Source organism: Streptomyces tritici (assembly GCF_048500665.1).
Classification (GTDB): domain Bacteria; phylum Actinomycetota; class Actinomycetes; order Streptomycetales; family Streptomycetaceae; genus Streptomyces; species Streptomyces tritici.
On record NZ_CP183183.1, the window covers coordinates 6,771,275 to 6,796,741 of the forward strand.

Genomic DNA, 25,467 nt, shown 5'->3' on the forward strand with positions numbered 1-25,467 from the left:
CGCGGCGGACTACCCGCCCGGGCGCGCGGAACGCGACGCCTTACGTGCGGCGCCCGCGCGAGCCGAGCCCGTACGGGTACGCGCGGAACCCGAACGCGTCGTCGCCGCAGGTGTCGCGCCCGTACGCGCCGCGCCCTCGCGCACCGACTTCGTGTGCGCCCCCTCCCCGTCGAGGAGGTCCAGGACGGCCCGCTCCACCGCGCCCTGCGTGGCCGGATGGCCGAACTCCCCGTGCTCCCCGAGCCGTCCGAGCGCGGCGGAGACGGTCTCGCCCTCGGCGTACCGCTCCAGGACCCGGGGCGCGATGTACGAGGTCCGGCACACGGCCGGCGTGTTTCCCAGGTAGTCGGCGACCTCGCACACGGCCCGGCGGACCGCCCTGCGGCGCGCCGTGACCGAATCCCGGCCGGCCTGCTCCGAGACCGCCAGCGCCACGGCGGCCAGGACCGTGGCGTGCCAGGTCCGGAAGTCCTTGGCGCTCATCTCCGTGCCCGACCGCTCCCGCAGATAGGCGTTCAGCTCGTCGGCCCGCAGATCGTGCCAGGTCCGGCCCTCCCAGTACGCGAAGAGCCGGTCCCCGCCGCCGTTGCGGCGCAGCAGAGCGCGCACCACCCGGCGGACCGACTCGTCGGCCACGTCCAGGGTGATCCGCTTCCCCGCCTTGCCGGAGAAGTCGAGCACGAGCCGGCCGCGCGCGAGCCGGACGTGCTCGCGCCGCAGGGTCGACAGCCCGTACGAGTCGTTGTCGCGCTGGTACCGCTCGCCGCCGACGCGCAGAAAACCCAGGTCGAGCAGGCGCGCCGCGCAGGCGAGCACCCGTTCGCGGCACAGCCCTCTCCGGGTCAGGTCCTGTTCGACGGCCTTCCGCAGCCGGGGCAGGGCCTCGGCGACCTCCCGCACGTGGGTGTGCTTGGCGCGCTCCTGCCGGGCCCGGTACTCCTCGTGGTACAGGTACTGCCTGCGGCCCGCCGCGTCCGTGCCCACGGCCTGCAGATGCCCGTTCGGCCACGGGCAGATCCACACGTCCCGCCAGGCCGGCGGGATCACGAGGGCCCGCACCCGGGCCCGGTCGGCGGCCGGGAGCGGCCAGCCGGCCTCGTCGAGATAGCGGAAACCGCGGCCGTGGCGGACCCGCTGCCAGCCCGGCCGCTCCGGATCGCTCGTCCGCAGCCGCATGCAGGAAAGGTGCCCCGTCGGGGCCGTCCCACACGGGGCCCGCCGCACACCACGCCCGCGCCCGCCGCCGGTCCGGCGGTTCGTGCCGTGCCGCCGGGGCAGTCGCAGGTGTGGAGCGCCCCGGCCGCCCGGGCGGGGCGACGCCCCCGGGAAGGAGGACACCGATGGACGGCATCGTGCTGCTCCGTGAGGACCACAAGACCGTCGAGAAGCTGTTCAAGGAGTTCGAGCGGGCCGGCGACGACGCGCACGACCGGAAGCGGGACATCGCCGACGAGGTGATCCGCGAGCTGACCACCCACGCCTGGATCGAGGAGCGGGTCTTCTACCCGGCCGCCCGCGAGACGGCCCCCGAGACCACCGACCACGTCCTGGAGAGCGTCGAGGAGCACCACACCGTGCTGTGGATGCTCTCCGAACTCCGGGGACTCGACCCGAAGGACGAGCGGTTCGACGCCAAGATGACGGTGCTCATGGAGTACGTGCGCCATCACGTCGAGGAGGAGGAGAAGGAGTGGTTCCCCGAGGTCCGCAAGGCCATGGGGCGCAAGCGCCTGCTCGCCCTCGGCGAGCGGATGGAGGCCGACCGCGCGACGGCGCCGGAGGACCCGCTGGAGGTCCCGAGCGCCGACGACTGACGCGCCCGCCGCGGCGGAACACGGCACTGGCGGCGGGACACGGCACGGGCGGCGAGGCGCGCACCGCGTCCCCGCCGCCCGGCCGTCCGCCGCGGCGGCCCGGCCTCAGGGTTTGAACAGCACCTTCACCGCCCCGTCCCGCTTGGTCTGGAACATCTCGTACGCCTCGGGGGCCTGCGCCAGTGGCAGCCGGTGCGTGGCGAAGTCGTCGACGCCCAGCGGGTCGTCGTCGCTCAGCAGCGGCAGCAGGTCGGGGACCCAGCGCAGCACGTTCGCCTGGCCCATCCGCAGCCGCAGCTGTTTGTCGAACATGACCAGGAGCGGCATCGGGTCCGCCGCGCCCCCGTACACCCCGACCAGCGACACGGTCCCGCCGCGCCGCACCAGCTCCACCGCCAGGTGCAGCGCGGAGAGCCGGTCCACGCCGAACCGGCGCATCAGACGCCGGGCGAGCGTGTCGGGCAGATGGGCGACGAGCGTGTGCAGCGTCTGGGCGACGGGGGCGCCGTGCGCCTCCATGCCGACCGCGTCGATGACGGCGTCCGGCCCCCGGCCGTCCGTCAGATCCCGTACGGCGTCGACCAGTTGTGAGTCGAGTTCGACGGGATCCAGGACGTGCACCCCGCGGGCGGCCGCGCGCAGGCGGCGCTCGGCCACCGGGTCGATGCCGATCACCGTCCCGGCCCCGCGCAGCAGGGCGATGCGGCAGGCCATGTCCCCGATCGGGCCGAGGCCCAGGACCGCGACCGAACCGCCGCTCGGCACCTCCGCGTACGCCACGGCCTGCCAGGCGGTCGGCAGCACGTCCGAGAGATAGACGAACCGGTCGTCCGGCGGCCCGTCCGGCACGGGGATCGGCAGGGTGTTCCCGAACGGCACCCGCAGATACTCCGCCTGGGCCCCGGGGACCTGCCCGTACAGCTTCGTGTAGCCGAACAGGGCGGCCCCGGTGCCGTAGGCGTGCACCTGCGTCGTCTCGCACTGCGAGTGCAGCCCCTCGGCGCACATCGCGCAGGTGCCGCAGGAGAGGTTGAACGGCACGACGACCCGCTGGCCCGGTCTGAGCCGGTGCACCCCGTCGCCCGCCTCCTCGACCACGCCGATCGGCTCGTGCCCCAGCACGTCGCCCGGGTCGAGGAACGGGCCGAGGACCTCGTACAGGTGCAGATCCGAACCGCACAGCCCGCTCGTCGTGATCCGCACGATCACGTCCGTGGGCTCCTGCAGCACCGGGTCCGGCACGGTCTCCACCGAGACCTTCCGCCGGCCCTGCCACGTCACGGCCTTCATGGCGGCCACCTTCCGTCGGTCACCGGCCGTCCGGCGGCGGGCGGCCGTGTGGGGCGAGTGCCCGGGCTCACGGCCAGGACACCTCCCGCCGCGGCACGACCACCAGCTCGGCGGCGGCGCTGCCCGGCGGCACGGAAAGGGCGTACATCACGGCGTCCGCGACGACCTCCGGGCTCTGCAGCAGGGCCGTGTCGGTGTCCGGGAAGCGGTCCATGATGAACGGCGTCTCCATCCCGCCCGCGATGACCCCGGTCACACCGATGCCCGGGCAGTCCCGCTGGGCCTCCTTGAAGAGGGTGTGGGTGAACGCCCGCAGCCCCGTCTTGGCCGCGGAGTACGGGCCGGCCTCGGTCCAGGTCCCGACCGCGGCCGTGGACAGGATGTTCACGATGTGGCCGCCGCCCGCGGCGACCATGCGGCGGTAGGCCTCACGGCACAGGTACATCGGACCGAGCAGGTCCGTCGTGATCACCCGGGTGATCTCCTCCGCCGTCAGCTCGGCCACCGACTTCGTCACGTCGACGGCCGCGCAGTTCACCAGGATGTCCACCGCCTCGCCCGCCGCCCCGTCCGGCGTGCCCGTGTGGGCGTCGAGCTCCTCGAACAGCTCGGCCACCGCCTCCGGGTCCCGGACGTCCAGGGCGACGGGCCGGGCCTGCCGGCCCTCCGCGATCAGGCTCTCGCACAGCTCCTTCGCCTGCTCCTGCCGGACGTCGGCCACGACGACCGCCGCTCCGGCCCGGGCCAGCCCGCGGACGATCGCCGCGCCCAACCCGCGCGCGCCGCCGGTCACCAGGGCCCGCCGGCCGTCGAGCGTGATCTGCACTCCACTGCTCATGACGTACCTCACTCCTCTCGTGCCTTCCGAACGGTCTGCTCCGCGCCGGTGTGAGCAAGCCCACGCCGTACCCACGACCGGTGCGCGGACGGGGAGTTGGGGTGGTGAGCGGCCCGTGCGCGACGGACCCCGAGACAGGCGATCCCTCTTCTCGGGGACCGTCTGCCACGATGGGGCCCCGGCCCGCCAGCCGGGTGCCGGCACCCTCGGCACACCGGAACGCGAGTGCTCCGCCCGCCCCATTTCCCCTGCCCCGCGTACGCGTTCCGCGCTGCCCCAGGTGACTCCGTGCCTTCCCCACGCCTGCTCCGCTCCCCGTCCACGTCCTCCTCGACCGCGTCCCCGTCGCGGCGCGGCCGTCCCGCCGACGACCGGTCGCCGTGGCGCTCGCTCCGCCACCGCGGCATGCGCTGGTGGGCCTTCGCCCATCTGGTGTCCAACACCGGCACCTGGATGCAGCTGACCGTCCAGAACCTCCTGGTGCTGCAGATCACCGGCTCGCCCGCCGCGGCCGGCCTGTCGATCTCCGCCCAGGCGGCTCCCGGCCTGCTCGTGGGCATGCTCGGCGGCGCCGCCGTCGACCGCTGGCCCCGCAAGGTCACCGCGACCGTCGCCCAGGTGGCCCTGGGCCTCGTCGCCCTGGCCACGGCGTTCCTCGTGGCGACCGACGGGCTGAACCTGCCGGTCCTCATCGGGCTCGCCGTCGTCACCGGCCTGATCGCCACCGTCGACGGGCCGGCCTGCGCGCTCCTCGGCAACGACCTCGTCCCCGTGCGCGACGTGCCCTCCGCCATCGGCGTCGGCTCCCTCGTCCACAGCGCGGGCCGCCTCGCGGGCGCCGCGCTGGCCGGCATCACCGTCGCCGCGCTCGGCACGGCCGCCGCCTACGTCGCCAACGGGCTGTCGTTCTTCTTCGTCGCGGCGGTGATCCCCTTCCTGCCCCTGATGACCGGCCGAGGCGGCCCCGCCGCCGACGCCGCACCCACGGCCGCGGGTCCCGAGGCGGCCGACACCAGCGTCCGCGGCGGCCTGCTCTTCTTCGCCCGCCGTCCCCGCCTGGTCGCCCTCGCCGGGCTGAACGCGGTCAGCGCCCTGTTCGGCCGGAACTACTCGCTGACCCTGGCGGTCCTGGTGACCGGCCCGATGGCCGGCTCCGCGAGCTCCTTCAGCGCGGTCTCCACCGCGCTCGCCGTCGGCGGCATCGTCGGCGCCGTGCTCGGCGCGCGGCTGCGCAGCCCCCGGGTCCGCCTGGTCGCCGCGCTCACCGCCGGAGGCGCGCTGCTGCAGGTCCTCGCCGGCTTCTCGCCCTCCCTGGCCTTCCTGGTGGTGCTCGCCCTGCCCCTGGCCGTCGCCGAGTCCGTCACCGACACGGCGCAGAACACCCTGCTCCAGACCGACCCGCCGCCCCACATGCGCGGCCGTGTCCTCGGCGCCTGGAACAGCGTGCGCACCCTGTGGGGCCTGGCCGCTCCGCCGGCCCTGGGCCTGCTCATGGAGGTCCTCGGGGCGCGCGGCGCCCTGGTGACCGGCGGCCTGGTCGTCGCGGCCGCGGTCAGCGCCGGCTGGCTGCTGCGCGGCCCCCGCAAGAACCGCGCCGTCCCGGCTCCCCGGCCCGTCCGGATCGCCGGCACCGCCCCGGTCGTCGGGCCGGTGACCGAACCGGCCCTGGCCGCGCCCGTCCGGCCGGCCCTGGAGAGCGCGGCCTGACCCGGTGAGCCCGCTCACGGCCGCGCCCCTCCGGCCGCGGGCGCGAGCACGGCCTCCAGGACCTCGTCGACCGTGATCCGCAGCAGCCGGGGGTCCGGCACGTCCGCGTGCGGATCCCCGGGCCGCCCCGCGCCCCCGTCGCCGTTCGGATGCCAGAGCGCCACCTGCGGCCCGTCCCGCGGCGGCCCCCACAGCTCCGGGGACACCGGTCCGAACAGCACCACCGAACGCGCCCCCAGGGCGCTCGCCAGATGCGCCAGCCCCGTGTCGCCCACCACCAGGCAGCGCGCCGCGCCGACCACGGCGCACAGCTCCTCGAACGTGAGCCGGCGGTCCGCCCCCAGCACCGCCGAGGGCGCCAGACCGCCGCGCTCCGCGACCGACCGGGCCAGCGGCGCCTCGCCCGGTCCGGCCGTCACCAGGACGGGAACGCCCGCCCGGCGGACCGCCCGCACCACCGCCGCGAACCGGTCCGCAGGCCAGCGCCGGGACGCCGCCTGGGCCCCCGGGTGCACCACGACCGCGCCGCTCGGCGCCCCGCGCGCCGGGGGCGCCTCGATCCGTACGTCGTCGGGATCGGCGGTCACCCCGTACCAGCGCAGCAGCCGGCACCAGCGCACCCGCTCGTGCTCGTCCTCCAGCCACGCCGGGCCCGGCACCTCCGGCACCGTCGGATGCCGGAACGCCCACAGCCGCCGCGGCCGCAGCGTCTCCAGCAGCCGGTGACTGGCCGCACCCCTGCCGTGCAGGTTCACCGCCAGCTCCGGCCGCCCCGCGCCGGGCGGCAGCCGGTCCGGGACCTGCCGCCCGGGCGCTCCGGCGGGCAGCAGCCGGTCCACGCAGCCCACCGCCCGTACCGCCCCGGCCAGCTCGGCCGGGGCGGCGAGCACCAGCTCGTGGCCGGGGTACGCGCGCCGCAGGGCGCGCAGCGCCGGCACGGCGGCCAGCAGATCGCCGAGCCCCAGCGCCCGCAGCACCAGCAGCACCGGCCGGCCGTCGGCGGGGCCGGCGGCCGGGACGGGGGGACGGGCCGGTTCGCTCATCGGCCGGACCCTCCTGCCGTCGCCGCCCGGGCGGCACGCCGGGCGAGGGAGGTCGTGGACCTGCCGTCCAGGTACGGCAGGACGACGGTCTGGCCGCCCCAGCGGCGCAGGGCGCGGCTCTCGGGCAGACCGTCCGGCGCGTAGTCGCCGCCCTTCACCCACACGTCGGGGCGCAGCGCCTCCAGGAGACGTTCCGGGGTGTCCTCGTCGAACGAGACGACCGCGTCCACGCTGGCCAGCGCGGACAGCACGCGCATCCGGTCGGCGAGCGGCGTCAGCGGGCGGCCCGGGCCCTTGAGCCGGGCCAGGGAGGCGTCCGAGTTGACGCAGACGATGAGGCAGTCGCCGATGCCGGCCGCCCGTTCGAGCAGGCCCACGTGCCCGGCGTGCAGCAGGTCGAAGCAGCCGCCCGTCGCGACGACCGTGCCGCCGCGCTCGTGCACCCGCCGGGCGACCGCGAAGGCGTCCCCCGGCGGCTCGGGCGCCGCCGGTCCCACCGCCTCGACCGCGTCGCCGGCAGACCCCGCATCCCCGGCCCGCCCACCGTCGTCCACCGACACCGCCGAGGCCCCTCCTGCCGCGACGAACCCGGCGGCCTCGGCCACGGCCCGCTCCACCGCCTCCTCCGGCAGCGCCCCGGCGGCCAGCGCCACCGCCGCAGCGGCCGCGAAGCAGTCCCCGGCGCCGCACGGGTCGCCGCCCGTGACCTGCGGCGCCGGGACCAGGAGCGGCGCGGTCGAACCGGCCCGGGTCAGCAGCGCCCCGCGCGACCCGAGGGTGACGGCCACGTGCGTGGCGCCCCACCGCTCGGCCAGGTCCGCTCCCCGTTCCGCGTGCGCCCGCAGCGACGAGCCGCCCACCGGGCTGAACGCCGCCGCCTCCTTGGCGTTCGGCGTCGCCAGCCGCACGCCCGGCACGGGCGCGCCGCCCCGGGGGTGCGGGTCCCACACGACCGGTACGCGCCGCGCGGCGGCGACGAGCGCCTCGCGCAGCACGCCCGCGACGCCCCGCCCGTAGTCGGAGACCAGCACCGTACGGGCCCCGGCGAGCGTGCCCAGCACCTCCGCCCCCGGTCTGCCGGGACGGCCGCCGCCCCGGTCGAGCCGGACCAGCGGCCGCCCGCCCGCCAGGACGCGGGTCTTCACCGGCAGCGTGCCGTCCAGGGGGAGCGCGACGACCCGGACGCGGTCCCCGAGGCACTTCAGCGCCGCCGCTGCGGACGCGTCGGAGCCCGGAGCGGTGACGAGGACGACCTCGAGGCCCCGCCGCGCGCCCGGACGCGCCGCCAGCAGCGCGGCGAGTCCGGCCCCGCCCGCCCGCCTGCGCACGCCCGCCACGTCCACGACGGGCGCGGGCGCGTCGGGCGCCAGCCGGTCGGCCTCGCCCTCGATGTCCTCGTCCAGCAGGAGGTCGCCGACGACGACCAGCGGACCACGGTTCACGGCATCCTCCCGGAGAGCGGCGACCCGTCGTGCGCGGCGGCCGGCCGGCCCGCCGCCGCCTGCCCGTTCGCGTTCCCGACGAGGGACGCGTCGAAGAACTCGCACAGCAGGTGCACGGCCACCAGATGCGTCTCCTGGACGGTGGCCGTGGCCTTCGCCTCGACGGTCAGCGCCTCGTCCACGGCCTCGGCCAGCGGATTCGGCGCGGGCCCCGTCAGCGCCCACACGCCCAGCCCGCGGGACCTGGCCGTCATCGCGGCGGAGAGCAGATTGGGGCTCCGGCCCGAGGTCGACAGCAGGACCAGGACGTCCCCGGCCCGGCCGTGAGCGGCGACCTGCCGGGCGAAGACCTGCTCGAAGCCGTAGTCGTTGCCGATGGCCGTGACACTCGACGTCTCCGCGTGCAGGGACAGCGCCGAGTACGCGGGACGGTCGTCGCGGTACCGCCCGACCAGCTCCGCGGTCAGGTGCTGCGCCTGCGCGGCGCTGCCGCCGTTGCCTGCGGCGAGCAGCCGCCCGCCGTTGGTGGCCACGGCCGCGAGGCGGCGTCCCCAGCGGGCGAGCCGCTGCAGGTCCGCTCCGTCGAGGCGGTCGACCGCCTCGCACAGGGCCCGGCAGTGGAGCCTGGCGTCCTCGTAGGTCTGGGATTCGTTCATGGTGGTCGGCCGGTGTCCCGTGCGGGGGACTGCGGGGTCCGCCGGGACCGGCCGCACCTCCTTCGCCTGTCTCGTCCGGGCCGCCGGGCTGCCCCGGCGGCCCGGGTGGGTCAGAGTGCTCCGGCCAGGGGGGCGTGCGTGGTGCGGACCGCCCGGTAGGACTCCTCCGTGGCCGCGGCCACGGAGCGCCACGAGTAGCGTGCGAGGACGCGATCCCGCCCCGCCCTGCCGTACCGGGCGCGCAGCCCGGGGTCGTCGAGCAGCCGCTGCACCGCGGCGGCCAGCAGACCGGGGTCGCGCGGCGGCACCAGCAGGCCGTTCACCCCGTCGGCGACGGTGTCCAGCTGGCCGCCGACGGCGCTCGCGACCAGCGGCCGCCCGCAGGCCATGGCCTCCAGCGGCACGATCCCGAACGGCTCGTAGTCCGCCGGGCACAGCACGACGTCCGCGCCGCGCATGAGGACCGGCACGGCCGGCGCCGGCACCGCCCCGGTGAAGTGCACCCGGTCGGCCACGCCCGCCTCCTCGGCGAGGCCGCGCAGGCGTCGTACCTCCGGGTCCTCGCGGATCCGGTCCGGCGGCGGTCCGCCGGAGATCACCAGTTCGGCCTCGGGCAGCCGCGCCAGGGCGGCGATCGAGACGGCCGCGCCCTTGCGGGGCACGAGCCGGCCCAGGTGCAGCAGCGAGTACCGGTGCGCCCCGCGCCGCGCGGCCGGCCCGTCGGGCCGGAACACGGCCGGGTCGACGCCGCACGGCACGATGTCCGTCTTGGCGCGGGCGACGCCCATGGCGGCCAGCTCCTCCACCTCGTCGCGGCAGGTCGCGATGACCCGGTCGCAGCCGAGGCCCACGTCCGTCTCGTGCCGGATGCGGCTGGGCGGACTGGTGTCGGCCGCGCCCTGGTGGCGGCGCTTCACGGTGCCGAGGGCGTGGTACGTGTGCAGCAGCGGCACGCCCGTGCCCCGCGTCGCCCACAGGGCGGCCAGGCCCGACATCCAGAAGTGCGAGTGGACCACGTCGGGCGGCTCCGCGCGCCACAGGCCGGCGAGATAGCGGGCGAACGGCGCCATGTGGGGGAGCAGTTCGTCCTTCGGGAGGTGCTCGGCGGGACCGGCCGGCACGTGGTGGACCAGCACCCCGGGGCGCAGCGGCACCGACACGGGCAGGGCGGAGTCGTCCCGCCGGGTGTACACGGTCACGCGGTGCCCCCGGTCGGCGAGCGCGCCCGCGAGCTGGGCGACGTGCACGTTCTGGCCGCCCGCGTCCACGCCGCCCAGGGTGGCCAGCGGGCTCGCGTGCTCGGAGACCAGGGCCACCGAGAGCGGCGGGCCGGCCCCCGTGCCGGCGGACGCCGGACGGGCCGGGGAGGACGGCGAGGGCGCCGGCGTCGCCCCGGTCGCGGGAGAATCCGGGCTCGCGGGAGAATCCGGGTTCGCGGGAGTGGAGAGCGAAGTCATGAGCATGCCTCCGTGATGAGGCGCTCCCAGTCGTCCAGGAAGCGCTTGAGGCCGTAGTGTTCGAGGGCCGCCTGACGGGCGCGCGCGCCGTCGGCGGCGGCCGCGTGCGGGTCGTCGAGATAGCGCCGGGCCGCCTCCGCGAGCACCTCCGGGCGGTTCGACAGGGTTCCGGCGCCCGGGGGCACCGCCTCGACCGCCTCGGTGGTCGCGAGGGCGACGACCGGCATACCCAGGTGCATCGCCTCCAGCAGGGACAGTCCCAAGGACGTCCAGCGCACGGGGTGCAGGTAGACCCGCCGCTGGGCCATCGCCTCGTGCAGCCGCGCCTGGGGCAGGTCCTCGGTGCGGCAGCGGTCCGGCGGCAACCCCAGGTGCGCGGCCAGCCCCTCGGTCCGCATCCCGAAGACGTCCAGCGGCACGGTCCGCGCGATGTCCGGCAGCAGGTCCGTGCCGACGAAACGGCCCCGCCGCACCGGCTCGTTGACCACCACCGCGGCGCGCGCGAGGCGGCCCGTGTAGCGGTGGCCCGGATCGACCACGCCGTGCTCGACGACGGTGGTCGGGGTCGTGCCGTTGTCCCACAGCAGCCGGTTGAAATGGGTGACGTGCACGAGGGTGAGGTCGGGCCGGTCGGCCATCGGATGACGGGTCAGCGGGACCTCTCCCCGGGGCGTGTTGTGCTCCACGTACACCGCGGGCACGTCCCGGCCGGGGCGGCGGCCCAGCCAGCGGGCGGCCAGTTCCTCCTCGTGCGGCCGCTGCAGGACGACCAGGTCGACGGGCTCGTCGCGCAGCCGCTCCGGCGCGACCTCGCGCACCGAGTCCGGCCAGGAGAAGGTCCGGGCCCGGCCCCGGCCGTCGGGGCCGCGGTCGGGCGTGACGGGCACCAGGCAGGTGTGCGGTCCCTGGACGAACGCCGTCGTCCAGGACCCGTGGACGTGCCACAGCAGGATGTTCATGCGGTACCTCCTCTCGTCCCGGCCGCGACGGCCGGACCGGAGCGGCCCTCCAGCAGGGCCGTCACCGCCGCGACGACCTCCGCGTCGGTGACCCCGTCGAGACACGGATGTCCGGGTACGGGGCAGACCCGCGCCCGGGTCAGGGCGCACGGCGCCCCCTGGTCGCCGAGCAGCACGTGGGGCACCCCGTAGGGCCGCCAGCGCTCGGCCGGCACCACCGGGGCGAACAGGCAGACCACCGGCGTCCCGACGGCCGCCGCGAGGTGCGCCGGGCCGGTGTTGCCGGTGACGACGGAACCGGCCCGGGCGAGGACACTCGCGAGGTCGCCCAGGCCGGTCGTCCGGCCCCCCAGGTCGACTCCGTGCCGGCCCGCGACGTGCGCGGTGAGCGCGCGCTCCGCCGGTCCGCCGGTGACCACCACCCGGTGGCCTGCCGTGTGCAGCGCCTCCACGGCGCGCGCCGCCCGCGCGGGCGTCCACGCCCGGGCCGGCACCGCCGCGCCTGGGTGCACCACCACGTACGGGCCGTCTTCGGCCGGACGCGCCGTCTCCGGCGGGGGCAGCACCCGCAGCCGGCCGTCGTCGCCGGGCGGCAGGCGGAATCCCGCCGCGCGCGCCAGGTCGAGAGCGGCCTTCGCCTCGTGCCGGCCCTCGCCGCGGCGGTGCCGCAGGTCGAGCAGGGCGCCGGGGTAGTCCTCGCTGTCGGCGGCGATCCACGGCACCCCGGCCAGCCGCAGCAGCAGCGCCGCCGGCAGCGGGCTCTGGTGGTACGAGACGAGCACCAGCGCCCGGTCGTACCGGCCCGCCGCCACCGCCTCGACGAGCCGTCGCACCGCGCCCGCCGACACCGGCGGAGGTTCCAGCCCGACCCAGGGAGCGTCGTACTCCAGCACCTCGTCCACCCCGGGCAGCAGCCGCGCCGCCGGCGCGCCCGCCGGGCCGCACAGCATCCCGGTCCACGAGGAACCCGCGGCCACGGCGCGCACCGCCGGCCCGGCCAGCAGGACGTCACCGGCGCTGTCCAGCCGCACGACCAGCGTGCGCGGGGCCGCGCTCACGGCACACCGCCGAGGAGCCGGCCGCAGGCGGCGAGCCCGAGACGGACGCCCGCGAGGAGGTCCGGCGCGGTCATGGGCGCCCCGGCGATCTCGTCCGGAAGCGTGACCGTGGTGGGGACGAGGACGCCCTGGGCGCCGGCTGCGCGGGCGGCGGCCATGTCGCTGCCGATGTCGCCGACGACCACCGTCCGCGAGGGCCTGGCCCCCAGCCGCTCGCAGGCGGCGAGCACGAGCCCCGGGGCGGGCTTGCGGCAGCCGCAGCCGTCGTCCAAGAGGTGCGGACAGACCGCCCACACGTCGAAGGGCCCGAGCAGCCGGTCCACGCGCCGCCGCACCGCGCACACCTGCTCCCGCGTGAGCAGCCCGCGGCCCACACCGGACTGGTTGCTCACCACGCCCACGGGAATCCCGAGCCCCCTCAGCAGGTCCAGGGCCTCCGCGGCGCTTGGGAGCGGGACGACCCGGTCCGGATCGCCGTTGTACGGCACGTCCACGACGAGCGTGCCGTCCCGGTCGAACAGGACGGCGTCCGGCAGGTCCTCGCGCGGCGTCGCGGCCCGGTCCGGGGCGTCGGCGGCCACCGACACCCACGGCTCCCGAGCCGCGCCGGCGCTCACGAGACGGCCTCCGCGCGCGCGGCCCCGTCGTGCACGGCCGGTGGCACGGCCGGCTCGGCCGGCCCGGCCGGCCCCCTGGGCACGGTGCGGTGCACGACCAGGCCGCGCAGCCAGTGCCAGGTGGCGGCCGGGGGAATGGCCACGCTGGTGAGGATCATGTCGAGGACCTCCGCGCGGGTACGCGGCCCGGGCAGCACCCGGGCGAGGGTGAACTCCGCGGTCAGGACGCCCCAGCCCGCGCCGCACAGGGCGGCGGTCCGGCGCCGGCCGGCGAGCGCCGCGGCGAGCGCGGCGGCCCCGAGCACGGTGACGGCACGGTGCCGCGGCAGCCGCCCCGCCGGCGCCCCGGCGCGCTCGCGCCAGTCGGGACCGTGGATCCGGCGCATCAGGACGTCGTCGCCGTTGCCCGCCTGCTGGCGGACGGACAGCCAGCGGTCCGCCTCGCGCGGGGGATGGTCCGTGCGGCGCAGGCCCCGTACGAGGTCCCAGCCGCCGTCGCGCAGCCGCAGCGCCAGGTCCGCGTCCTCGCGGTAGGCGCGGCGGAAGCGTTCGTCGAAGCCGCCGACCCCTTCCAGGGCCGCTCTGCGCACGGCCATGTCCGCCGTGATCCACCGGGCGGTGGCCAGCGCGGCCGTGTTCCGCTCGCCGTCGGTGGGGCGGCGGTCGGCCGGCAGGGGAACGTCGATCCGCGCGGACACGGCACCCGTGCCGTCCGGCGCGTCCGCCAGGTCCCGGGCGAGGTCCTCGGCCCACTCCGGCGACGGGACGACGTCGTCGTCCAGGAAGACGATCCACGGCACGTCTCCGGCCAGCCGCGCGCCCGTGTTCCGTGCCGCGGCCGGGCCGCGGGCCGGGCCCGGGACGACCTCCGTGACCGCGCGCAGCTCGGCGGGCACGGGCAGCGGGGGCGCGGTGCCGTCGGCCGCGGGCCGGTCGTGGACGATCACCACCCGCTCGGGCCGCGGCCCGCGGCCCCGGGCGAGGGCCTCCAGGCAGCGCTGCAGGCTCGGCCGGCCGACGGTCGGGACGACCACCGCGTACCGGGGGCCGCGCGGACGGGCGCTCACTGGGCGCACCCTTCTCGCGTGGTGAAGCCGTTGGCGCCGGGGGCGTCGCCGGCGGCCTCGGCGGACCGGTCGAACAGGTCGCTCCTGCGGACCGCGAACGGCCCGATCGCGAGCAGGTCGACCGGTGTCGAGCCGAAGCACTCCAGGGCGTCGCGCGGGTCGTCGACCATGGGCCGGCCGGCCGTGTTGAGGCTGGTGTTGACGACCACCGGCAGCCCGGTCCGTCGCTCGAACGCCTCCAGCATCCGGGCCACCAGCGGTTCCTGCCGCCGGTCCACGGTCTGGATCCGTGCCGTGCCGTCCACGTGCACGACGGCCGGGATGCGGTCGCGCCAGTGCGGGGCGACGTCGTGCACGAACAGCATGTACGGGCTCGGCTGGGGGCCGTCGAAGATCTCGGGGGCGCGTTCGGCGAGCACCATCGGCGCGACCGGCCGGAACTGCTCACGGCCCTTGATGTCGTTCAGCCGCTCCAGGTTCCCGGCGTGCCCGGGATGAGCGAGGAGCGAGCGGTGCCCGAGGGCGCGCGGACCGTACTCGGAGCGGCCCTGGAACCAGGCCACGACGCCGTTCGAGGCCAGCACGTCCGCAGCGGCGGCGGCGATGTCGGGAGGCCGTTCGAAGGGCACGGCCGCCGTCTTCAGGCGCGCGGCCAGCTCCGCGTCCGACCACTCCCGGCCGAGGTCGGCACCCGGCATCGGCTCCGGCCCGTCGCCCGCCTGCGCGGACAGCAGCAGGGCCCCGCCGAGCGCGGTGCCCGCGTCGCCCGCCGCGGGCTGCACCCAGACGCGGGAGAACGGGCCCTCGCGCGCGATCCGCGCGTTGGCCACGCAGTTGAGCGCGACACCGCCGGCGAGGGTGAGGACGCTGTCGTGGGTCCGGCCGTGCAGCCACCGCACCAGGTCGAGCAGCGTCTCCTCCAGGACGGCCTGCGTGCTCGCCGCGACGTCCGCGTGCGCGGCGGTCCACGGCTCGTCCCCGGCGCGCGGCGGGCACAGCTCGCCCCACGGCACCCCGTGGGCCACGAAACCGCCGTCGCCGGTGGGGTGCACGTACCGCCGCAGCTCCGCGAGCATCCGGGGCCGGCCGTGCGAGGCGAGCGCCATCACCTTGAACTCGTCGGAGGAGCGCAGGAACCCGAGGTGCTCGGTCAGCTCCTCGTAGACCAGGCCGAGCGACTCGGGCAGTTCCTGCGCGTGCAGCGGTTCGAGCCGGTCGCCGACGCGCCGGGCGGCGAGGTGCGAGGCGCGTTCGCCGCGCCCGTCGAGGACGAGGACGGAGGACCGCTCGGCGTCCTCGGCGGCGAAGGCCGACGAGGCGGCATGGGCCATGTGGTGCCCGACGAACCGGACCGACTCCCGGTCGAGCCCGGGCAGTGCCGTGGCCAGGAAGCCGGGGGCGTGCCGGGCGTAGTCCTGGCGCAGGCCGTCCCAGGGGTCGTCGAGTCCCAGCTCGGCGGCGGGGCGGGCCAGCGCGGGGTCGTAGGAGTACGCGACCGCGTCGAGGTCCGAGGGGCGCAGACCCGCCTGTTCCAGACACCACCGGGCGGCCTGCTCGGGCAGTTCCCAGGCGGCGAACGGCACCGGCCGTTTGCCGTGTTTCCGCCGGGAGAAGCGTTCTTCCTCGGCGGCGGCGACGGTGATCCCGTCGACGACCACGGCGGCGGCGGGGTCGTGGAAGAGGGCGTTGATGCCGAGTACGCGCATGACGGCCTTTCGAGGGGGTGCGGGGGAGCGGGCGGCTCGCGGCGCGGCTCCGCTCGGAAGGGGCCGGTTCAGCCGGCCCCTTGGGACCGGAACCAGGCGATCGTCCGCCGCAGACCCTGCGCGGCGGTGACCCGGGGCTGCCACTGGAGCTTGTCCCGGGCCAGGGTGATGTCGGGGCAGCGCACGGCGGGGTCGTCGACGGGCCGCGCGATGAAGCGGATGGGGGAGTCCGAGCCGGTCAGGTCCACGATCCAGCGGGCCAGGTCGAGCATCGAGATCTCGGACGGGTTGCCGATGTTCACGGGGCCGCGCATGCCGTGCGCCGCCGCGGCGAGCACGCCGCTCACGGTGTCGTCGACGTAGCAGAGCGAACGGGTCTGGCGCCCGTCGCCGGAGACGGTGAGCGGTTCGCCGGCCAGCGCCTGGCGGATGAACGTCGGCACGGCCCGCCCGTCGTAGCCGCGCATGCGCGGCCCGTACGTGTTGAACAGCCGCACGATCAGGGTGTCCGTGCCGCGGGACCGCGCGGCGGCGGTGGTCAGCGCCTCGCCGAATCGTTTCGCCTCGTCGTACACGCTCCGTGGCCCGATCGGGTTCACATGGCCCCAGTACCGCTCGCTCTGCGGATGCTCCTCCGGATCGCCGTAGACCTCCGAGGTCGACGCCAGGACGAAGCGGGCGCCGCAGGCATGCGCCAGGGCCAGGGCGTTCCGCGTCCCGAGGCTGCCCGTCTCCAGCGTGTGCACGGGCAGGCGCAGATAGTCGGCGGGGGACGCCGGCGAGGCGAAGTGCAGGACCAGATCGGGATCCCGGTCCACCGCGAGCGGCTCCCGGACGTCCGCCTCCACCAGCCGGAACCCCGGGTGCTCCCGCAGGTCCGCGACATTGGCGGGCGTGCCGGTGCTGAAGTCGTCGACGCACGTCACCTCCGTTCCCTCGGAGAGCAGCGCGGCGCACAGATGGGAACCGACGAACCCCGAACCTCCGGTCACGACGGCGTGTTCCCAGCGGGGGTGGGACCTGGCCATGGCGGACACTCCTCGGCCTGGACGGTGAACTGCATCGGCCCGGCAGTTACCCGGGCGGAGCAGCGCTACTCCTCGCATTCGCCTCGAATCTCACCGAATCGGAGAAACGTGCAAAAGGGCGTTCAATGCGGAAAAACAAGACTTCTCGGAGGAGAGTCGGGTAGGCGCGTGCGCGACGCTCCGGCCGGACGGCCGGGCTACGACCCGAGGAGATGGCCGGGATGAACACCCGGATCGACATACCCCCGCCCGACGAGACCGTTCCCCTGCGCGACCGCACTCTGAGCACCTGCCGTCCCGCCCTGATCGAGCCGGACACCCCGCTGCCGGACGAGCGCGACGCGACCGACCCGGAGCGCCACATCGTGCGAGGCGACGACTGACGCCGCCGCGACCGGGGTCCCGCCTGCCGCCGCCCGCGTGCGGCGGCGGGCCCCGTGGGCGAAGGAGAACGACATGGCCTTCACAACGAGCCGGAGAGGCGACGACCCCCACCGGGCGCGCGACGGCGAGACCCGCGGGACCCTCACCATCGCCGGCACCCTGCCGTTCATCGTGCACGCCGTACTGCCGACCCTCTCCGTCCAGCCGATCCGGCTTCGGCGGCGTGCCGGACACCGCACACCCTGACGGGCCCCGGGAGGCGCCATGAACATTCCGCGGGCGGTCCCCGCCAAGACCGCCATCGTCACGGGAGCCGACTCCGGCATCGGCCGGGCCACGGCCGTCCGCCTGGCCGCGGCCGGCCTGGACATCGGCCTCACCTGGCACCGCGATCTGCGCGGCGCCGAGGAGACGGCCGACGAGGTACGGCTGCAGCACGCGGATCGCCAGGCGTACGTCGAGCACCTGGACCTGAGCCGGCTGCCCGAGGCCGCCGAGGTCGTCGACGTGCTCGCCGAACGCCTCGGCGGCGTCGACGTCCTGGTGAACAACGCCGGGACGGGAACGGCGACGCCCTTCCTCGAACTCGACCACGAGACCGTCCGGCACGTCCTCGACGTGGACCTCGTCGGCCCGCTGCTGTGCGCACAGCACGCCGCGCGCCGCATGATCAGCCAGGGGCAGGGCGGCCGGATCGTCAACGTCACCTCGGTGCACGAGCACCAGCCGCGCGTCGGCGCGGCGCCCTACTGCGCGGCCAAGGGCGGTCTCGGGCTGCTGACCCAGGTCATGGCCCTGGAACTCGCCGTCCACGGGATCACCGTCAACGCGGTGGCCCCCGGCGAGATCGCGACGCCCATGACCGGCCAGGAGGACACGGACGTCCACACCGAGCAGCGCCCCGGCATCCCGCTCGGCCGCCCCGGCGACGCCCGTGAGGTCGCCGCCGTCATCGCGTTCCTGGCCGGCCCGAACGCCTCGTACGTCACCGGCGCCTCGTGGGTCGTCGACGGCGGCATGCTGCGGATGGGCCCGATGGCGGGCTCCCACCTGCACGAGGACGACTGGCGCGACGGCTGACACGGCGGGGCCGCGCCGCGGGGGAGCGAGGCGTACCCGCCACCGCCCTGGGTAGCCGGTCCGACAGGAGCCCCGCTCGCCGGCGTGGCCGACGGGAGAGGAGAACCCCATGACGCGCACGCGCCCTGCGACCCCGACCGACCCCCTCCCGACGACCGCCCGCCGCCGCACCGGGAACGGTGCGTCATGACGTCGCCCGGAGCCCCGATGCACCTGGCGGACGGTCACCTCCTGCTGCGCGCCGACCAGATGACCGGCCTGCTGAGGCATGTCGCGGCCGTGTGGCTGCAGGCCACCGACACCGGCGAGGCGGACTTCGACCCGGAGACCGTCCTGTCCCTGGCGACGGGACTCATGGAGATCGCCGACCAGATCGACGTCGAGTGCATCGCGCTGATGCCGCTCCGGAGCGAGAACGGCGAGGACGTCGAGAGCGGCGAGGCCGACGAGGTCGGCAAGGACGCCGCGGGCGGCGAGGGACCGGCGGACGGCACGCACGACTGACCGCCGTCTCCCGCGAGCACCTACAACCGACCGCCGCGAACACCCACAACTGACCGCCGGCTCCCCCGGAGAGCACTCCGGGGGAGCCGGCGTACGGGCCCACCGCCCTACCAGGACGAGGCCCGGCCCGCTCTGCACCATGCCACGAGCCACGCCGTCTCCTTCGCCGCGTCCATGAGTACGCCGGGCTGATCCGCCCGCGCGGCACGTAGACGAGGTCCACGACCAGGAACGTGAGCGCGGTCCCGATCCCCGTCCGCCGCGCGTGGCGCAGCCCCTCGGGGCTGCCCGAGGCCCGCAGCATGGCGACCCCGGCCGCGGCCAGCAGCCCGGCCGAGGTCTTCTGCAGCCAGTCGTCCGTCTTCGGCCCGTAGACCCGCTCGAACGTACGCAACGAGACCAGCGGCCACAGCCCGCCCACCAGGTTGAAGGCCCCCTGCCCGAGGGCCACCGCCCGCGGGTCGACCCCGCCGCCGCTCCTCTTCCGCCGCATCGCCGTCACCGCCGCTCAGTCGGGGCGCAACGCGTCCTTGGCGCGGTCCAGGAGCGCCACGAACGGGCCGACGGTCCACTGCGCGGCCGTCGAACCGGCCGTGCCGGGATGCGGATGCGTCGGCGCCAGGCGTTCCGCCGCGCGCAGGCGGCGGCCCATCGCGCGCCGGTCGTCGAGCGTGCACTCCGCGCGGACGCGGGGGAACTCCTCCCGCTCCTCGTGCTGCGCGTGGTGCTCCACCTCACGCTGGAAGGCGGTGAGCCGCGCGTCGAACTCCGCGCTGTGCACGTCCAGCTTCTCCAGCGCCGCCAGTTCCTCGTTCGCCCGCGACTCCTCGTCGTTGCGCGCCGCGGCCTCCTCCTTCCCCGCGACCCGTCGGGCCACCGGCCGCAGGATCATCTCCTCGGCGGTCTCGTGGACGGCGAGCAGACCGCGCAGCTCGTCGAAGCACTGCTGCTTGGCCTCGCCCTCCGACTCGAGCGTCTCGGCGAACAGGTTCCGGATCTCCTCGTGCTGCTGCAGAAGCTGTTCCAGGATGTCGTCCTCGGGCCCGGCCGGGCGGCCGGGTTCCGTCGTCATGCCGGTCATGATGCATCCTCGTCCGTCGGATCCGCTGGGACGTCTGCCCGGCGTCTCGCCCGTCCCCGCGGCCCCAAACCTCACAGCCCCCCGAAGCCGCAACATGCTGTTCACACGGAACAGGAATGGCGTGGCCGGAGACGCCGGTTGCCGCCTACATGACTCTCGGAGTGACCCTCGGCACGACCGCCCGCCAGCTGCCCCTCGACACCACCGTGCGGCTCGCCCGCGAAGCGGCGGACGCCGGCCTGCGGTCCGCGTGGTTCGGCCAGACCTTCGCGTACGACTCGCCCATGCTGGCCGCCGTCGTCGGACGCGAGGTGCCCGCCCTGCAGGTGGGCACGGCCGCGATCCCGATCTTCGGCCGGCACCCCCTGCTGGTCTCCAGCCAGGCGCAGACCGCCCAGGCCGCCACCGGCGGCCGCTACCACCTGGGGCTCGCGCTCGGCACCAAGCACCTCACCGAGACCGGCTTCGGCCTCGCGTACGAGCGGCCCATCGGCCTGCTCAGGGAGTTCCTCACCGCCCTGCGGCCGCTCCTGGAGACGGGCGAGGCCGACCACCGGGGCGAGCTGCTGACCGCGCGGACGCCGTACTCGGGAGCGGTGCCGGGTGCCCGGCCGCCGGTCCCGGTCCTGGTGGCGGCCATGGGGCCGCAGGCGGTGCGGGTCAGCGGCGAACTCGCCGACGGCATCCTGCCGTTCCTGGCGGGCCCGCGCGCGCTCGGCGAGCACCTCGTCCCGGCCGTCACGGCCGCGGCGGAGGCGGCGGGCCGGCCCGCCCCGCGGATCGTGGCCCTCGTGCCGGGCGTGGTCACGGCCGACCCCGAGGGCGTGCGGCAGCGCGCGGCCGAGTCCCTCGCCCTCTACGAGCGGATCCCCTCGTACCGGCGGGCCCTGGAGCTCTCCGGCGTCGACCGGGCCGCCGACCTCGCCGTCCTCGGCGACGAGGAGACCGTCGCCGCCGAGGTACGCCGCTACCGCGAGGCGGGGGCGACCGAGGTGGTGTTCACCGCGACGGAGATCGGCGGCGAGGACGACCGCCGCCGCACATGGAAGCTGCTCGGCGAACTGGCGCAGGCCTGAGGCGGCCCGCACCGCGCCGTGGCCTCCTCAGGAGGGCATGTTCTGCTCGGCCCAGACCACCTTGCCGGTGACCGTGCGGCAGGAACCCCACCTGCGGCACAGCATGTTGATGAGCTGGAGCCCCCGGCCGCCCTCGTCGCTGAGGTCCGCGTGCTGGATCTGGGGCAGGTCGGGGCCCGTGTCCGAGACCTCCACGACGAGCCGTTCCCCGCGCATCAGGCGCAGCATGCCGGGGCCGTTCCCGTACCGCAGGGCGTTGCCGACGAGCTCGGACACGACGAGCTCGGAGACGTCGGCGAGTTCCGAGAGCCCCCAGGCGGCGAGCTGGTCGGTGACCAGGCCCCGGGCGACGGAGGCGGCCCGCCCGTCCCGGGGCAGCTCCCACACGCGCAGGTCCCCGGCCGGCAGCGCGGCGCTCGTGGTGACCAGGAGCACCGCCTCGTCGAAGCGCGCGGCGGCGGCCGGCGCACGCTCCACGAGACCGCCCCGCTCCAGGGTCCCTGGCGCCAGGCCCAGCGCCGCCGTACGGAGCCGGTCCAGCTGGTCGTCCACGTCCTCGCCCCGGGTCTTCACCAGGCCGTCCGTGTACATGACGAGGTGGGCGCCCTCCGGCACCCGCAGCCGCAGCGGGTCGTACGGGATCACCCCGGCGCCCAGCGGCGCACCGGCCGGGACGCGGACGAACTCGGCGCCGCCGCGCCCGTCGAGGAGCAGGGGCGGCAGATGCCCGGCGCTGGCCAGCGTGTAGGTGGAGTCGGCGGGGTCGTAGACCGCGCACAGGCAGGTCGCGACCTGGTCGTCCTCCAGGTCGCGGGTGGCCAGGTCGAGCCGCGCCAGAATCCGTTCGGGCGCGGTGTCCAGGGTCATCAGCGTGCGGGCGACGGTCCGCAGCCGCCCCATCGTGGCGGCGGCGGGCAGCCCGTGGCCCATCACGTCCCCCACCATGAGGGCCGTCCGCCCGCCGGGCAGGGCCATCACGTCGTACCAGTCCCCGCCCACGCCGTGGTGCGCCGCCGAGGGCGCGTACTCGGAGTGCACCAGCAGGCCCGGCGCCGCCGGGGTCACCCGCGGGAGCAGGCTGCGCTGCAGGGAGACGACGTGCTCGCGTTCCCGCGTGTACAGCCGGGCGTTGTCGATGAAGACGGCCGCCTTGGAGGCCAGCTGCTCCGCCAGGGCCAGATCGGTGGGGGAGAACGGCGGGGTCCCCGGGCCCCGGACGAAGTCGGCGCTGCCGAGCAGCAGCCCGCGGGCGATCAGCGGCACGGCCAGGTAGCTGTGCACGCCGGCGGCCCGCATCTTGGCGGCGCCGCTCGCGGTCGGGGCGACGCGTACGAAGTCGTCGGTGCGCATCCGGCTCAGCAGCACGGGCTTCCCCTGCCGCAGGCAGTACTGGTGGAGCAGGGTCTCGTGCGGCTGCTCGGAGTGGACGACGGTCTCGCCCACCGGGGTCGGCTCCAGGTCGGAGAGCTCGTCGATGGCGGTCACCGCCATGGCGCGCATGGCCGGGATGCCCGGCTCCGTCCACCGGGCGCCCTCCTCGCCGCGCAGCACGCTCTCCAGGATGTCGACGGCCGCCCCGTCGGCGAATCGCGGGACGGTGAACTCGGCGAGCTCCTGCGCGGTGCGTTCCACCTCCAGGGTCGTGCCGATCCTGGAGGTGGCGGAATTCAGCCAGGCGAGTCTGCTGCGCGTACTGACCCGGTCCGGTGCCAGGACGCCCCTGCTCCACCGGAACCGCACGCTCTCGGCGGCCGAGCGGCGTGCCGCCGGGTCCCGCCCCGCCGAGCCGCGGCCGGGCAGTCTCCGTCCGCCGCTGCCGTCGTTCACCCTCAGGGCCCCCAACAGGACTCGACACCTCTCTGCAGAGCCCAGTCTGCCCCGAAACCCCGCACCGCGCCTCCCGCTCACGCGGCCCGGCCGGGTGCCCGCCGGGGCTCCGGAGAGGTTCGCCGGAGACGTCCGGACGGCCCGCCCGTGCTCGCAGGTGACCACGATGCCGTACGTCTCCCCGAGCGGGGAAGGCGTCGGAGAGGGAAAAGATCCCGCCAGCCGCCGGCGGGTGTCGCCTGCGGGCGCTCGGGGCGGCCCCGCGGGGCCGCCCCGAGCCGGTGCGGCGGCTACCAGGAGGACTTCGTCACTCCCGGCAGGAATCCGGCGTGGGCCTGCTGCCGCATCCGCACCCGCGAGAGTCCGAACGTGCGCAGGTAGCCCCGCGGGCGTCCGTCGACGCTGTCGCGGTTGCGCACGCGCGTGGGGCTGGCGTCGCGCGGCTGCCGTCGCAGTTCAGCCTGGGCGGCCTCGCGTTCGGCCGCGGTGGACGACGGGCGGCGGATGACCTCCTTGAGCTCGGCCCGCCGGGCGGCGTACCGCTCGACGACCGCCTTCCGCTTCTCGTTCTGCGCGATCTTGCTCTTCTTCGCCATCAGACCTTCCCTCCCCGCGCGCGGATCCGCGCCACGGCCGCCTCGACACCGATCACGTCCACGGTCTTGATCGCCCTGGCGCTCAGGGTGAGCCGGACGTACCGCCCCTCGCTCGCCAGCCAGTAGCGCTTGCGCTGGATGTTCGGGTCGAAGCGGCGCGAGGTGCGCCGGTGCGAGTGGGAGATGGAGTTGCCGAAGCCGGGCTTGGCGCCGGTCAGTTGGCAGTGGGCCGACATGAGGACAGCCGCCTTTCTCGCTGGGGGAGCGTGTTGGTAATGGAAATCATTGTCGTATACTAGCCGCATGGCACGCAACGAGATCCGCCCGGTCATCAAGCTCCGTTCGACGGCGGGCACCGGGTTCACCTACGTCACCCGCAAGAACCGGCGCAACGACCCGGACCGGCTGGTGCTCCGCAAGTACGACCCGGTCGTCGGCCGCCACGTCGACTTCCGCGAAGAGCGCTGACCCGCGCCGCACCCAGCTCCCGCCCCACGCCGTCGAAAGGCCCTTCCATGAAGCCCGGAATCCACCCCGCGTACGAGCCCGTCGTCTTCCGCGACACCGCCTCCGGCACCGCGTTCCTCACCCGCTCGACCATGACCAGCGACAAGACGATCGAGTGGGAGGACGGCAACACCTACCCCGTCGTCGACGTCGAGATCTCCTCCGCGAGCCACCCCTTCTACACGGGCACCGCACGCGTCCTCGACACCGCCGGCCGCGTCGAGAAGTTCCAGCGCCGCTACGGAGCCCGCTGATGGAGCACGTCCACCAGATGCCCGTCGTCCTCGTCGCCGGCCTGCACGCCGAGGCCCGGACGGAGGTCGTCGACCGCCTGCTCCAGGCCGTTCCGGGGAGTGTGGCGCTGCACCACGATCTGTCGGCGGCCGGCGACGGCACCGTCCTGCGGCTGATCCGCGACGCCACCGGCACCGTCTCCCGGGGCGAGACGCCCCTCGTCAACGACTGCGCCTGCTGCGCCCTGCGCGAGGACCTCGTCCCGGAACTGGAACGGATGGCCGACAGCGGCCTGACCCGCCTCGCCGTGGTCGAACTGTGGGACTCCGTCGAGCCGAAGGCCATGGCGGAGGTCATCGCCGGACACGGCAACGACCGGCTGAGCCTGACGAACGTGATCACCGCCGTGGATCCCGCCCTCGTCCTGCCCTGCCTCGGCAACGGGGACGACCTGGCCGACGCCGGCCTTGCCGCCGCCCCCACCGACCGGCGGACCGTCGCCGACACCTGGGCGCGGCAGCTCGAGTACGCGCCCGTCCTCGCCGTCGTCGACAACGACGCGGCCGACGACGAGGACCGCGCCCTCCTCGCCCAGCTGCACCCCACCGCACGGCGCATCCCGGCGGCCTCCGCCGAACTCGCCCGGGCCGCCCTCGCCGGTTTCGACGTCGAGGCCGCGGCCGCGGCCCAGCACCCCGCCTGCGCGCTGCTGCCGCAGGAGGCGGACGAGGCCGGCGTCGCCACCTTCGTCTGGCGGCGCCACCGCCCGTTCCACCCCGAACGGCTCTACCAGGCGCTCGAGGACCTGTGCTGCGCCGCCGCCCGCAGCCGCGGCCGGTTCTGGCTCGCCGACCGTCCCGACACCCTGCTCCACTGGGACGCGGCCGGCGGGGCGCTGTGCGTGGAGAACGCCGGCCCCTGGCTGGCGTCGCTGCCGGACGCGGCCTGGGAGATGGTCCCTCCCGTGCGCCGCGCCGCGGCCGCGCTCGACTGGCACACGGAGCACGGCGACTGCTGCCAGCACCTCGTCTTCACCTCGCCCGGCCTCGACCGGGACGGCCTGGAACGGCTCCTGGACTCCTGCCTCCTGACGGACGCGGAGTACGCGTCGGGACGCGAGGCGTGGAAGCACCTGCCCGCCGCCTTCGACTCCCTCCTCGACGCCGCCTGACCACTTTCGAGAAGCACCCCACCAAGGAGACGCCGCGATGGCCCGACGCCACGACCCGCGCAAGCCCCTCAAGTCCCGCCCCAACCCCCTCGACGCGGCCGGGATCACATACATCGACTACAAGGACACCGACCTGCTGCGGAAGTTCATCTCCGACCGCGGCAAGATCCGCAGCCGGCGCGTCACCCGCGTGACCGTCCAGCAGCAGCGCGCCCTCGCCACCGCCATCAAGAACGCCCGCGAGATGGCCCTGCTGCCGTACGCCGACCGCTGACGGCAGCAGAGAGGCCCGCCCCCGTCCCGGGGCGGGCCTCACAGGCGTTTC

Annotated in this window: 29 protein-coding genes; 12 read left to right on the forward strand and 17 right to left on the reverse strand. The window is 75.8% G+C overall.

The window, feature by feature from the left end:
• Positions 1-9: 9 nt before the first annotated feature.
• Positions 10-1,176: a DNA topoisomerase IB gene (locus tag ACNJ93_RS31110; protein WP_418960798.1), complete on the reverse strand. Its 1,167-nt coding sequence runs from the start codon at positions 1,174-1,176 to the stop codon at positions 10-12.
• Between the two features lie 164 nt (positions 1,177-1,340).
• On the opposite strand from ACNJ93_RS31110, the gene ACNJ93_RS31115 reads away from it, so the two are divergent.
• Positions 1,341-1,814 carry a hemerythrin domain-containing protein gene (locus tag ACNJ93_RS31115; protein WP_418960799.1) on the forward strand — a complete coding sequence of 158 codons (474 nt, stop codon included), beginning with the start codon at positions 1,341-1,343 and terminating at the stop codon, positions 1,812-1,814.
• Positions 1,815-1,919: 105 nt separating this feature from the next.
• Here ACNJ93_RS31115 and ACNJ93_RS31120 read toward each other — a convergent pair whose 3' ends face one another.
• Together ACNJ93_RS31120 and ACNJ93_RS31125 are read right to left on the reverse strand one after the other, a co-directional pair.
• Complete coding sequence (locus ACNJ93_RS31120; protein WP_418960800.1) at positions 1,920-3,104, reverse strand: alcohol dehydrogenase catalytic domain-containing protein; 1,185 nt, start codon at positions 3,102-3,104, stop codon at positions 1,920-1,922.
• 67 nt (positions 3,105-3,171) lie between these two features.
• Positions 3,172-3,942: an SDR family oxidoreductase gene (locus ACNJ93_RS31125; RefSeq protein WP_418960801.1), complete on the reverse strand. Its 771-nt coding sequence runs from the start codon at positions 3,940-3,942 to the stop codon at positions 3,172-3,174.
• Between the two features lie 405 nt (positions 3,943-4,347).
• Between ACNJ93_RS31125 and ACNJ93_RS31130 the strand changes: the two genes are divergently transcribed.
• Positions 4,348-5,649 carry an MFS transporter gene (locus ACNJ93_RS31130; protein WP_418961589.1) on the forward strand — a complete coding sequence of 434 codons (1,302 nt, stop codon included), beginning with the start codon at positions 4,348-4,350 and terminating at the stop codon, positions 5,647-5,649.
• Between the two features lie 14 nt (positions 5,650-5,663).
• Here ACNJ93_RS31130 and ACNJ93_RS31135 read toward each other — a convergent pair whose 3' ends face one another.
• From ACNJ93_RS31135 to ACNJ93_RS31180, 10 genes are all read right to left on the reverse strand, one after another.
• Positions 5,664-6,692, reverse strand: coding sequence for a glycosyltransferase family 9 protein (locus ACNJ93_RS31135; RefSeq protein WP_418960802.1), 1,029 nt, complete (start codon positions 6,690-6,692; stop codon positions 5,664-5,666).
• Positions 6,689-8,134: a PfkB family carbohydrate kinase gene (locus ACNJ93_RS31140; protein WP_418960803.1), complete on the reverse strand. Its 1,446-nt coding sequence runs from the start codon at positions 8,132-8,134 to the stop codon at positions 6,689-6,691. Before ACNJ93_RS31140 ends, ACNJ93_RS31135 begins: the two co-directional genes overlap by 4 nt.
• Positions 8,131-8,790, reverse strand: coding sequence for a D-sedoheptulose-7-phosphate isomerase (locus tag ACNJ93_RS31145; protein WP_418960804.1), 660 nt, complete (start codon positions 8,788-8,790; stop codon positions 8,131-8,133). The genes ACNJ93_RS31140 and ACNJ93_RS31145 overlap by 4 nt, the downstream gene beginning before the upstream one ends.
• Positions 8,791-8,900: 110 nt before the next feature.
• Positions 8,901-10,247: a glycosyltransferase gene (locus tag ACNJ93_RS31150; RefSeq protein WP_418960805.1), complete on the reverse strand. Its 1,347-nt coding sequence runs from the start codon at positions 10,245-10,247 to the stop codon at positions 8,901-8,903.
• The gene (locus tag ACNJ93_RS31155) at positions 10,244-11,206 is read right to left on the reverse strand and encodes a glycosyltransferase (protein WP_418960806.1); all 963 of its coding nucleotides are present in this window, start codon (positions 11,204-11,206) and stop codon (positions 10,244-10,246) included. The genes ACNJ93_RS31150 and ACNJ93_RS31155 overlap by 4 nt, the downstream gene beginning before the upstream one ends.
• Positions 11,203-12,264, reverse strand: a complete 1,062-nt coding sequence (locus ACNJ93_RS31160) for a glycosyltransferase family 9 protein (RefSeq protein ID WP_418960807.1) — start codon at positions 12,262-12,264, stop codon at positions 11,203-11,205. Before ACNJ93_RS31160 ends, ACNJ93_RS31155 begins: the two co-directional genes overlap by 4 nt.
• Positions 12,261-12,881 carry a D-glycero-alpha-D-manno-heptose-1,7-bisphosphate 7-phosphatase gene (locus ACNJ93_RS31165; protein WP_418960808.1) on the reverse strand — a complete coding sequence of 207 codons (621 nt, stop codon included), beginning with the start codon at positions 12,879-12,881 and terminating at the stop codon, positions 12,261-12,263. The genes ACNJ93_RS31160 and ACNJ93_RS31165 overlap by 4 nt, the downstream gene beginning before the upstream one ends.
• Positions 12,878-13,957 (reverse strand): glycosyltransferase family 2 protein, encoded by a 1,080-nt coding sequence (locus tag ACNJ93_RS31170; RefSeq protein WP_418960809.1) that lies wholly within the window; start codon positions 13,955-13,957, stop codon positions 12,878-12,880. The genes ACNJ93_RS31165 and ACNJ93_RS31170 overlap by 4 nt, the downstream gene beginning before the upstream one ends.
• Positions 13,945-15,654 carry a carbamoyltransferase gene (locus tag ACNJ93_RS31175; RefSeq protein WP_418960810.1) on the reverse strand — a complete coding sequence of 570 codons (1,710 nt, stop codon included), beginning with the start codon at positions 15,652-15,654 and terminating at the stop codon, positions 13,945-13,947. The genes ACNJ93_RS31170 and ACNJ93_RS31175 overlap by 13 nt, the downstream gene beginning before the upstream one ends.
• Before the next feature lie 68 nt (positions 15,655-15,722).
• A complete protein-coding gene (locus ACNJ93_RS31180) occupies positions 15,723-16,682 on the reverse strand; it encodes an NAD-dependent epimerase/dehydratase family protein (protein ID WP_418960811.1) in 960 nt (319 codons plus the stop codon).
• Positions 16,683-16,903: 221 nt separating this feature from the next.
• Here ACNJ93_RS31180 and ACNJ93_RS31185 point away from each other — a divergent pair, with 221 nt between their 5' ends.
• From ACNJ93_RS31185 to ACNJ93_RS31205, 5 genes are all read left to right on the forward strand, one after another.
• On the forward strand, positions 16,904-17,065 hold the full coding sequence (locus ACNJ93_RS31185) for a hypothetical protein (protein WP_418960812.1): 162 nt from the start codon (positions 16,904-16,906) through the stop codon (positions 17,063-17,065).
• Between the two features lie 73 nt (positions 17,066-17,138).
• On the forward strand, positions 17,139-17,312 hold the full coding sequence (locus tag ACNJ93_RS31190) for a hypothetical protein (protein WP_418960813.1): 174 nt from the start codon (positions 17,139-17,141) through the stop codon (positions 17,310-17,312).
• An 18-nt stretch (positions 17,313-17,330) separates the two neighbouring features.
• Positions 17,331-18,146, forward strand: coding sequence for an SDR family oxidoreductase (locus ACNJ93_RS31195; RefSeq protein WP_418960814.1), 816 nt, complete (start codon positions 17,331-17,333; stop codon positions 18,144-18,146).
• Between the two features lie 186 nt (positions 18,147-18,332).
• Complete coding sequence (locus ACNJ93_RS31200; RefSeq protein ID WP_418960815.1) at positions 18,333-18,650, forward strand: DUF6213 family protein; 318 nt, start codon at positions 18,333-18,335, stop codon at positions 18,648-18,650.
• Positions 18,651-18,883: 233 nt separating this feature from the next.
• Entirely contained in the window at positions 18,884-19,024 is a 141-nt protein-coding gene (locus tag ACNJ93_RS31205; RefSeq protein WP_418960816.1) for a hypothetical protein, read from the forward strand.
• A 134-nt stretch (positions 19,025-19,158) separates the two neighbouring features.
• Here the strand turns inward: ACNJ93_RS31205 and ACNJ93_RS31210 are convergent, their stop codons facing one another.
• Positions 19,159-19,722 carry a hemerythrin domain-containing protein gene (locus ACNJ93_RS31210; protein WP_418960817.1) on the reverse strand — a complete coding sequence of 188 codons (564 nt, stop codon included), beginning with the start codon at positions 19,720-19,722 and terminating at the stop codon, positions 19,159-19,161.
• A 158-nt stretch (positions 19,723-19,880) separates the two neighbouring features.
• Between ACNJ93_RS31210 and ACNJ93_RS31215 the strand changes: the two genes are divergently transcribed.
• A complete protein-coding gene (locus tag ACNJ93_RS31215; protein ID WP_418960818.1) occupies positions 19,881-20,807 on the forward strand; it encodes a TIGR03564 family F420-dependent LLM class oxidoreductase in 927 nt (308 codons plus the stop codon).
• 27 nt (positions 20,808-20,834) lie between these two features.
• Here the strand turns inward: ACNJ93_RS31215 and ACNJ93_RS31220 are convergent, their stop codons facing one another.
• The 3 genes from ACNJ93_RS31220 to rpmB all read right to left on the reverse strand — a co-directional run bounded on the left by ACNJ93_RS31220 (position 20,835) and on the right by rpmB (position 23,466).
• Positions 20,835-22,634: an ATP-binding SpoIIE family protein phosphatase gene (locus tag ACNJ93_RS31220; RefSeq protein ID WP_418960819.1), complete on the reverse strand. Its 1,800-nt coding sequence runs from the start codon at positions 22,632-22,634 to the stop codon at positions 20,835-20,837.
• A gap of 290 nt (positions 22,635-22,924) precedes the next feature.
• The gene (gene rpsN, locus ACNJ93_RS31225) at positions 22,925-23,230 is read right to left on the reverse strand and encodes a 30S ribosomal protein S14 (RefSeq protein ID WP_418960820.1); all 306 of its coding nucleotides are present in this window, start codon (positions 23,228-23,230) and stop codon (positions 22,925-22,927) included.
• Entirely contained in the window at positions 23,230-23,466 is a 237-nt protein-coding gene (gene rpmB, locus ACNJ93_RS31230) for a 50S ribosomal protein L28 (protein ID WP_418960821.1), read from the reverse strand. The genes rpsN and rpmB overlap by 1 nt, the downstream gene beginning before the upstream one ends.
• Before the next feature lie 67 nt (positions 23,467-23,533).
• On the opposite strand from rpmB, the gene rpmG reads away from it, so the two are divergent.
• The 4 genes from rpmG to rpsR are packed head-to-tail and all read left to right on the forward strand — an operon-like array spanning position 23,534 to position 25,416.
• Positions 23,534-23,698 (forward strand): 50S ribosomal protein L33, encoded by a 165-nt coding sequence (rpmG, locus tag ACNJ93_RS31235; protein ID WP_099198435.1) that lies wholly within the window; start codon positions 23,534-23,536, stop codon positions 23,696-23,698.
• A 47-nt stretch (positions 23,699-23,745) separates the two neighbouring features.
• Positions 23,746-23,991 (forward strand): type B 50S ribosomal protein L31, encoded by a 246-nt coding sequence (locus ACNJ93_RS31240; protein ID WP_418960822.1) that lies wholly within the window; start codon positions 23,746-23,748, stop codon positions 23,989-23,991.
• Positions 23,991-25,142: a CobW family GTP-binding protein gene (locus ACNJ93_RS31245; protein ID WP_418960823.1), complete on the forward strand. Its 1,152-nt coding sequence runs from the start codon at positions 23,991-23,993 to the stop codon at positions 25,140-25,142. The genes ACNJ93_RS31240 and ACNJ93_RS31245 overlap by 1 nt, the downstream gene beginning before the upstream one ends.
• Before the next feature lie 37 nt (positions 25,143-25,179).
• A complete protein-coding gene (gene rpsR / locus ACNJ93_RS31250) occupies positions 25,180-25,416 on the forward strand; it encodes a 30S ribosomal protein S18 (protein ID WP_418960824.1) in 237 nt (78 codons plus the stop codon).
• Positions 25,417-25,467 lie beyond the last annotated feature (51 nt).

Coding starts and splice junctions, on each gene's coding strand:
- ACNJ93_RS31110 (WP_418960798.1), bottom strand. CDS start 1,176: ATGCGGCTGCGGACGAGCGATCCGGAGCGGCCGGGCTGGCAGCGGGTC.
- ACNJ93_RS31115 (WP_418960799.1), top strand. CDS start 1,341: ATGGACGGCATCGTGCTGCTCCGTGAGGACCACAAGACCGTCGAGAAG.
- ACNJ93_RS31120 (WP_418960800.1), bottom strand. CDS start 3,104: ATGAAGGCCGTGACGTGGCAGGGCCGGCGGAAGGTCTCGGTGGAGACC.
- ACNJ93_RS31125 (WP_418960801.1), bottom strand. CDS start 3,942: ATGAGCAGTGGAGTGCAGATCACGCTCGACGGCCGGCGGGCCCTGGTG.
- ACNJ93_RS31130 (WP_418961589.1), top strand. CDS start 4,348: ATGCGCTGGTGGGCCTTCGCCCATCTGGTGTCCAACACCGGCACCTGG.
- ACNJ93_RS31135 (WP_418960802.1), bottom strand. CDS start 6,692: ATGAGCGAACCGGCCCGTCCCCCCGTCCCGGCCGCCGGCCCCGCCGAC.
- ACNJ93_RS31145 (WP_418960804.1), bottom strand. CDS start 8,790: ATGAACGAATCCCAGACCTACGAGGACGCCAGGCTCCACTGCCGGGCC.
- ACNJ93_RS31150 (WP_418960805.1), bottom strand. CDS start 10,247: ATGACTTCGCTCTCCACTCCCGCGAACCCGGATTCTCCCGCGAGCCCG.
- ACNJ93_RS31155 (WP_418960806.1), bottom strand. CDS start 11,206: ATGAACATCCTGCTGTGGCACGTCCACGGGTCCTGGACGACGGCGTTC.
- ACNJ93_RS31175 (WP_418960810.1), bottom strand. CDS start 15,654: ATGCGCGTACTCGGCATCAACGCCCTCTTCCACGACCCCGCCGCCGCC.
- ACNJ93_RS31180 (WP_418960811.1), bottom strand. CDS start 16,682: ATGGCCAGGTCCCACCCCCGCTGGGAACACGCCGTCGTGACCGGAGGT.
- ACNJ93_RS31185 (WP_418960812.1), top strand. CDS start 16,904: ATGAACACCCGGATCGACATACCCCCGCCCGACGAGACCGTTCCCCTG.
- ACNJ93_RS31190 (WP_418960813.1), top strand. CDS start 17,139: ATGGCCTTCACAACGAGCCGGAGAGGCGACGACCCCCACCGGGCGCGC.
- ACNJ93_RS31195 (WP_418960814.1), top strand. CDS start 17,331: ATGAACATTCCGCGGGCGGTCCCCGCCAAGACCGCCATCGTCACGGGA.
- ACNJ93_RS31200 (WP_418960815.1), top strand. CDS start 18,333: ATGACGTCGCCCGGAGCCCCGATGCACCTGGCGGACGGTCACCTCCTG.
- ACNJ93_RS31210 (WP_418960817.1), bottom strand. CDS start 19,722: ATGACGACGGAACCCGGCCGCCCGGCCGGGCCCGAGGACGACATCCTG.
- ACNJ93_RS31215 (WP_418960818.1), top strand. CDS start 19,881: ATGACTCTCGGAGTGACCCTCGGCACGACCGCCCGCCAGCTGCCCCTC.
- rpsN (WP_418960820.1), bottom strand. CDS start 23,230: ATGGCGAAGAAGAGCAAGATCGCGCAGAACGAGAAGCGGAAGGCGGTC.
- rpmB (WP_418960821.1), bottom strand. CDS start 23,466: ATGTCGGCCCACTGCCAACTGACCGGCGCCAAGCCCGGCTTCGGCAAC.
- rpmG (WP_099198435.1), top strand. CDS start 23,534: ATGGCACGCAACGAGATCCGCCCGGTCATCAAGCTCCGTTCGACGGCG.
- ACNJ93_RS31240 (WP_418960822.1), top strand. CDS start 23,746: ATGAAGCCCGGAATCCACCCCGCGTACGAGCCCGTCGTCTTCCGCGAC.
- ACNJ93_RS31245 (WP_418960823.1), top strand. CDS start 23,991: ATGGAGCACGTCCACCAGATGCCCGTCGTCCTCGTCGCCGGCCTGCAC.
- rpsR (WP_418960824.1), top strand. CDS start 25,180: ATGGCCCGACGCCACGACCCGCGCAAGCCCCTCAAGTCCCGCCCCAAC.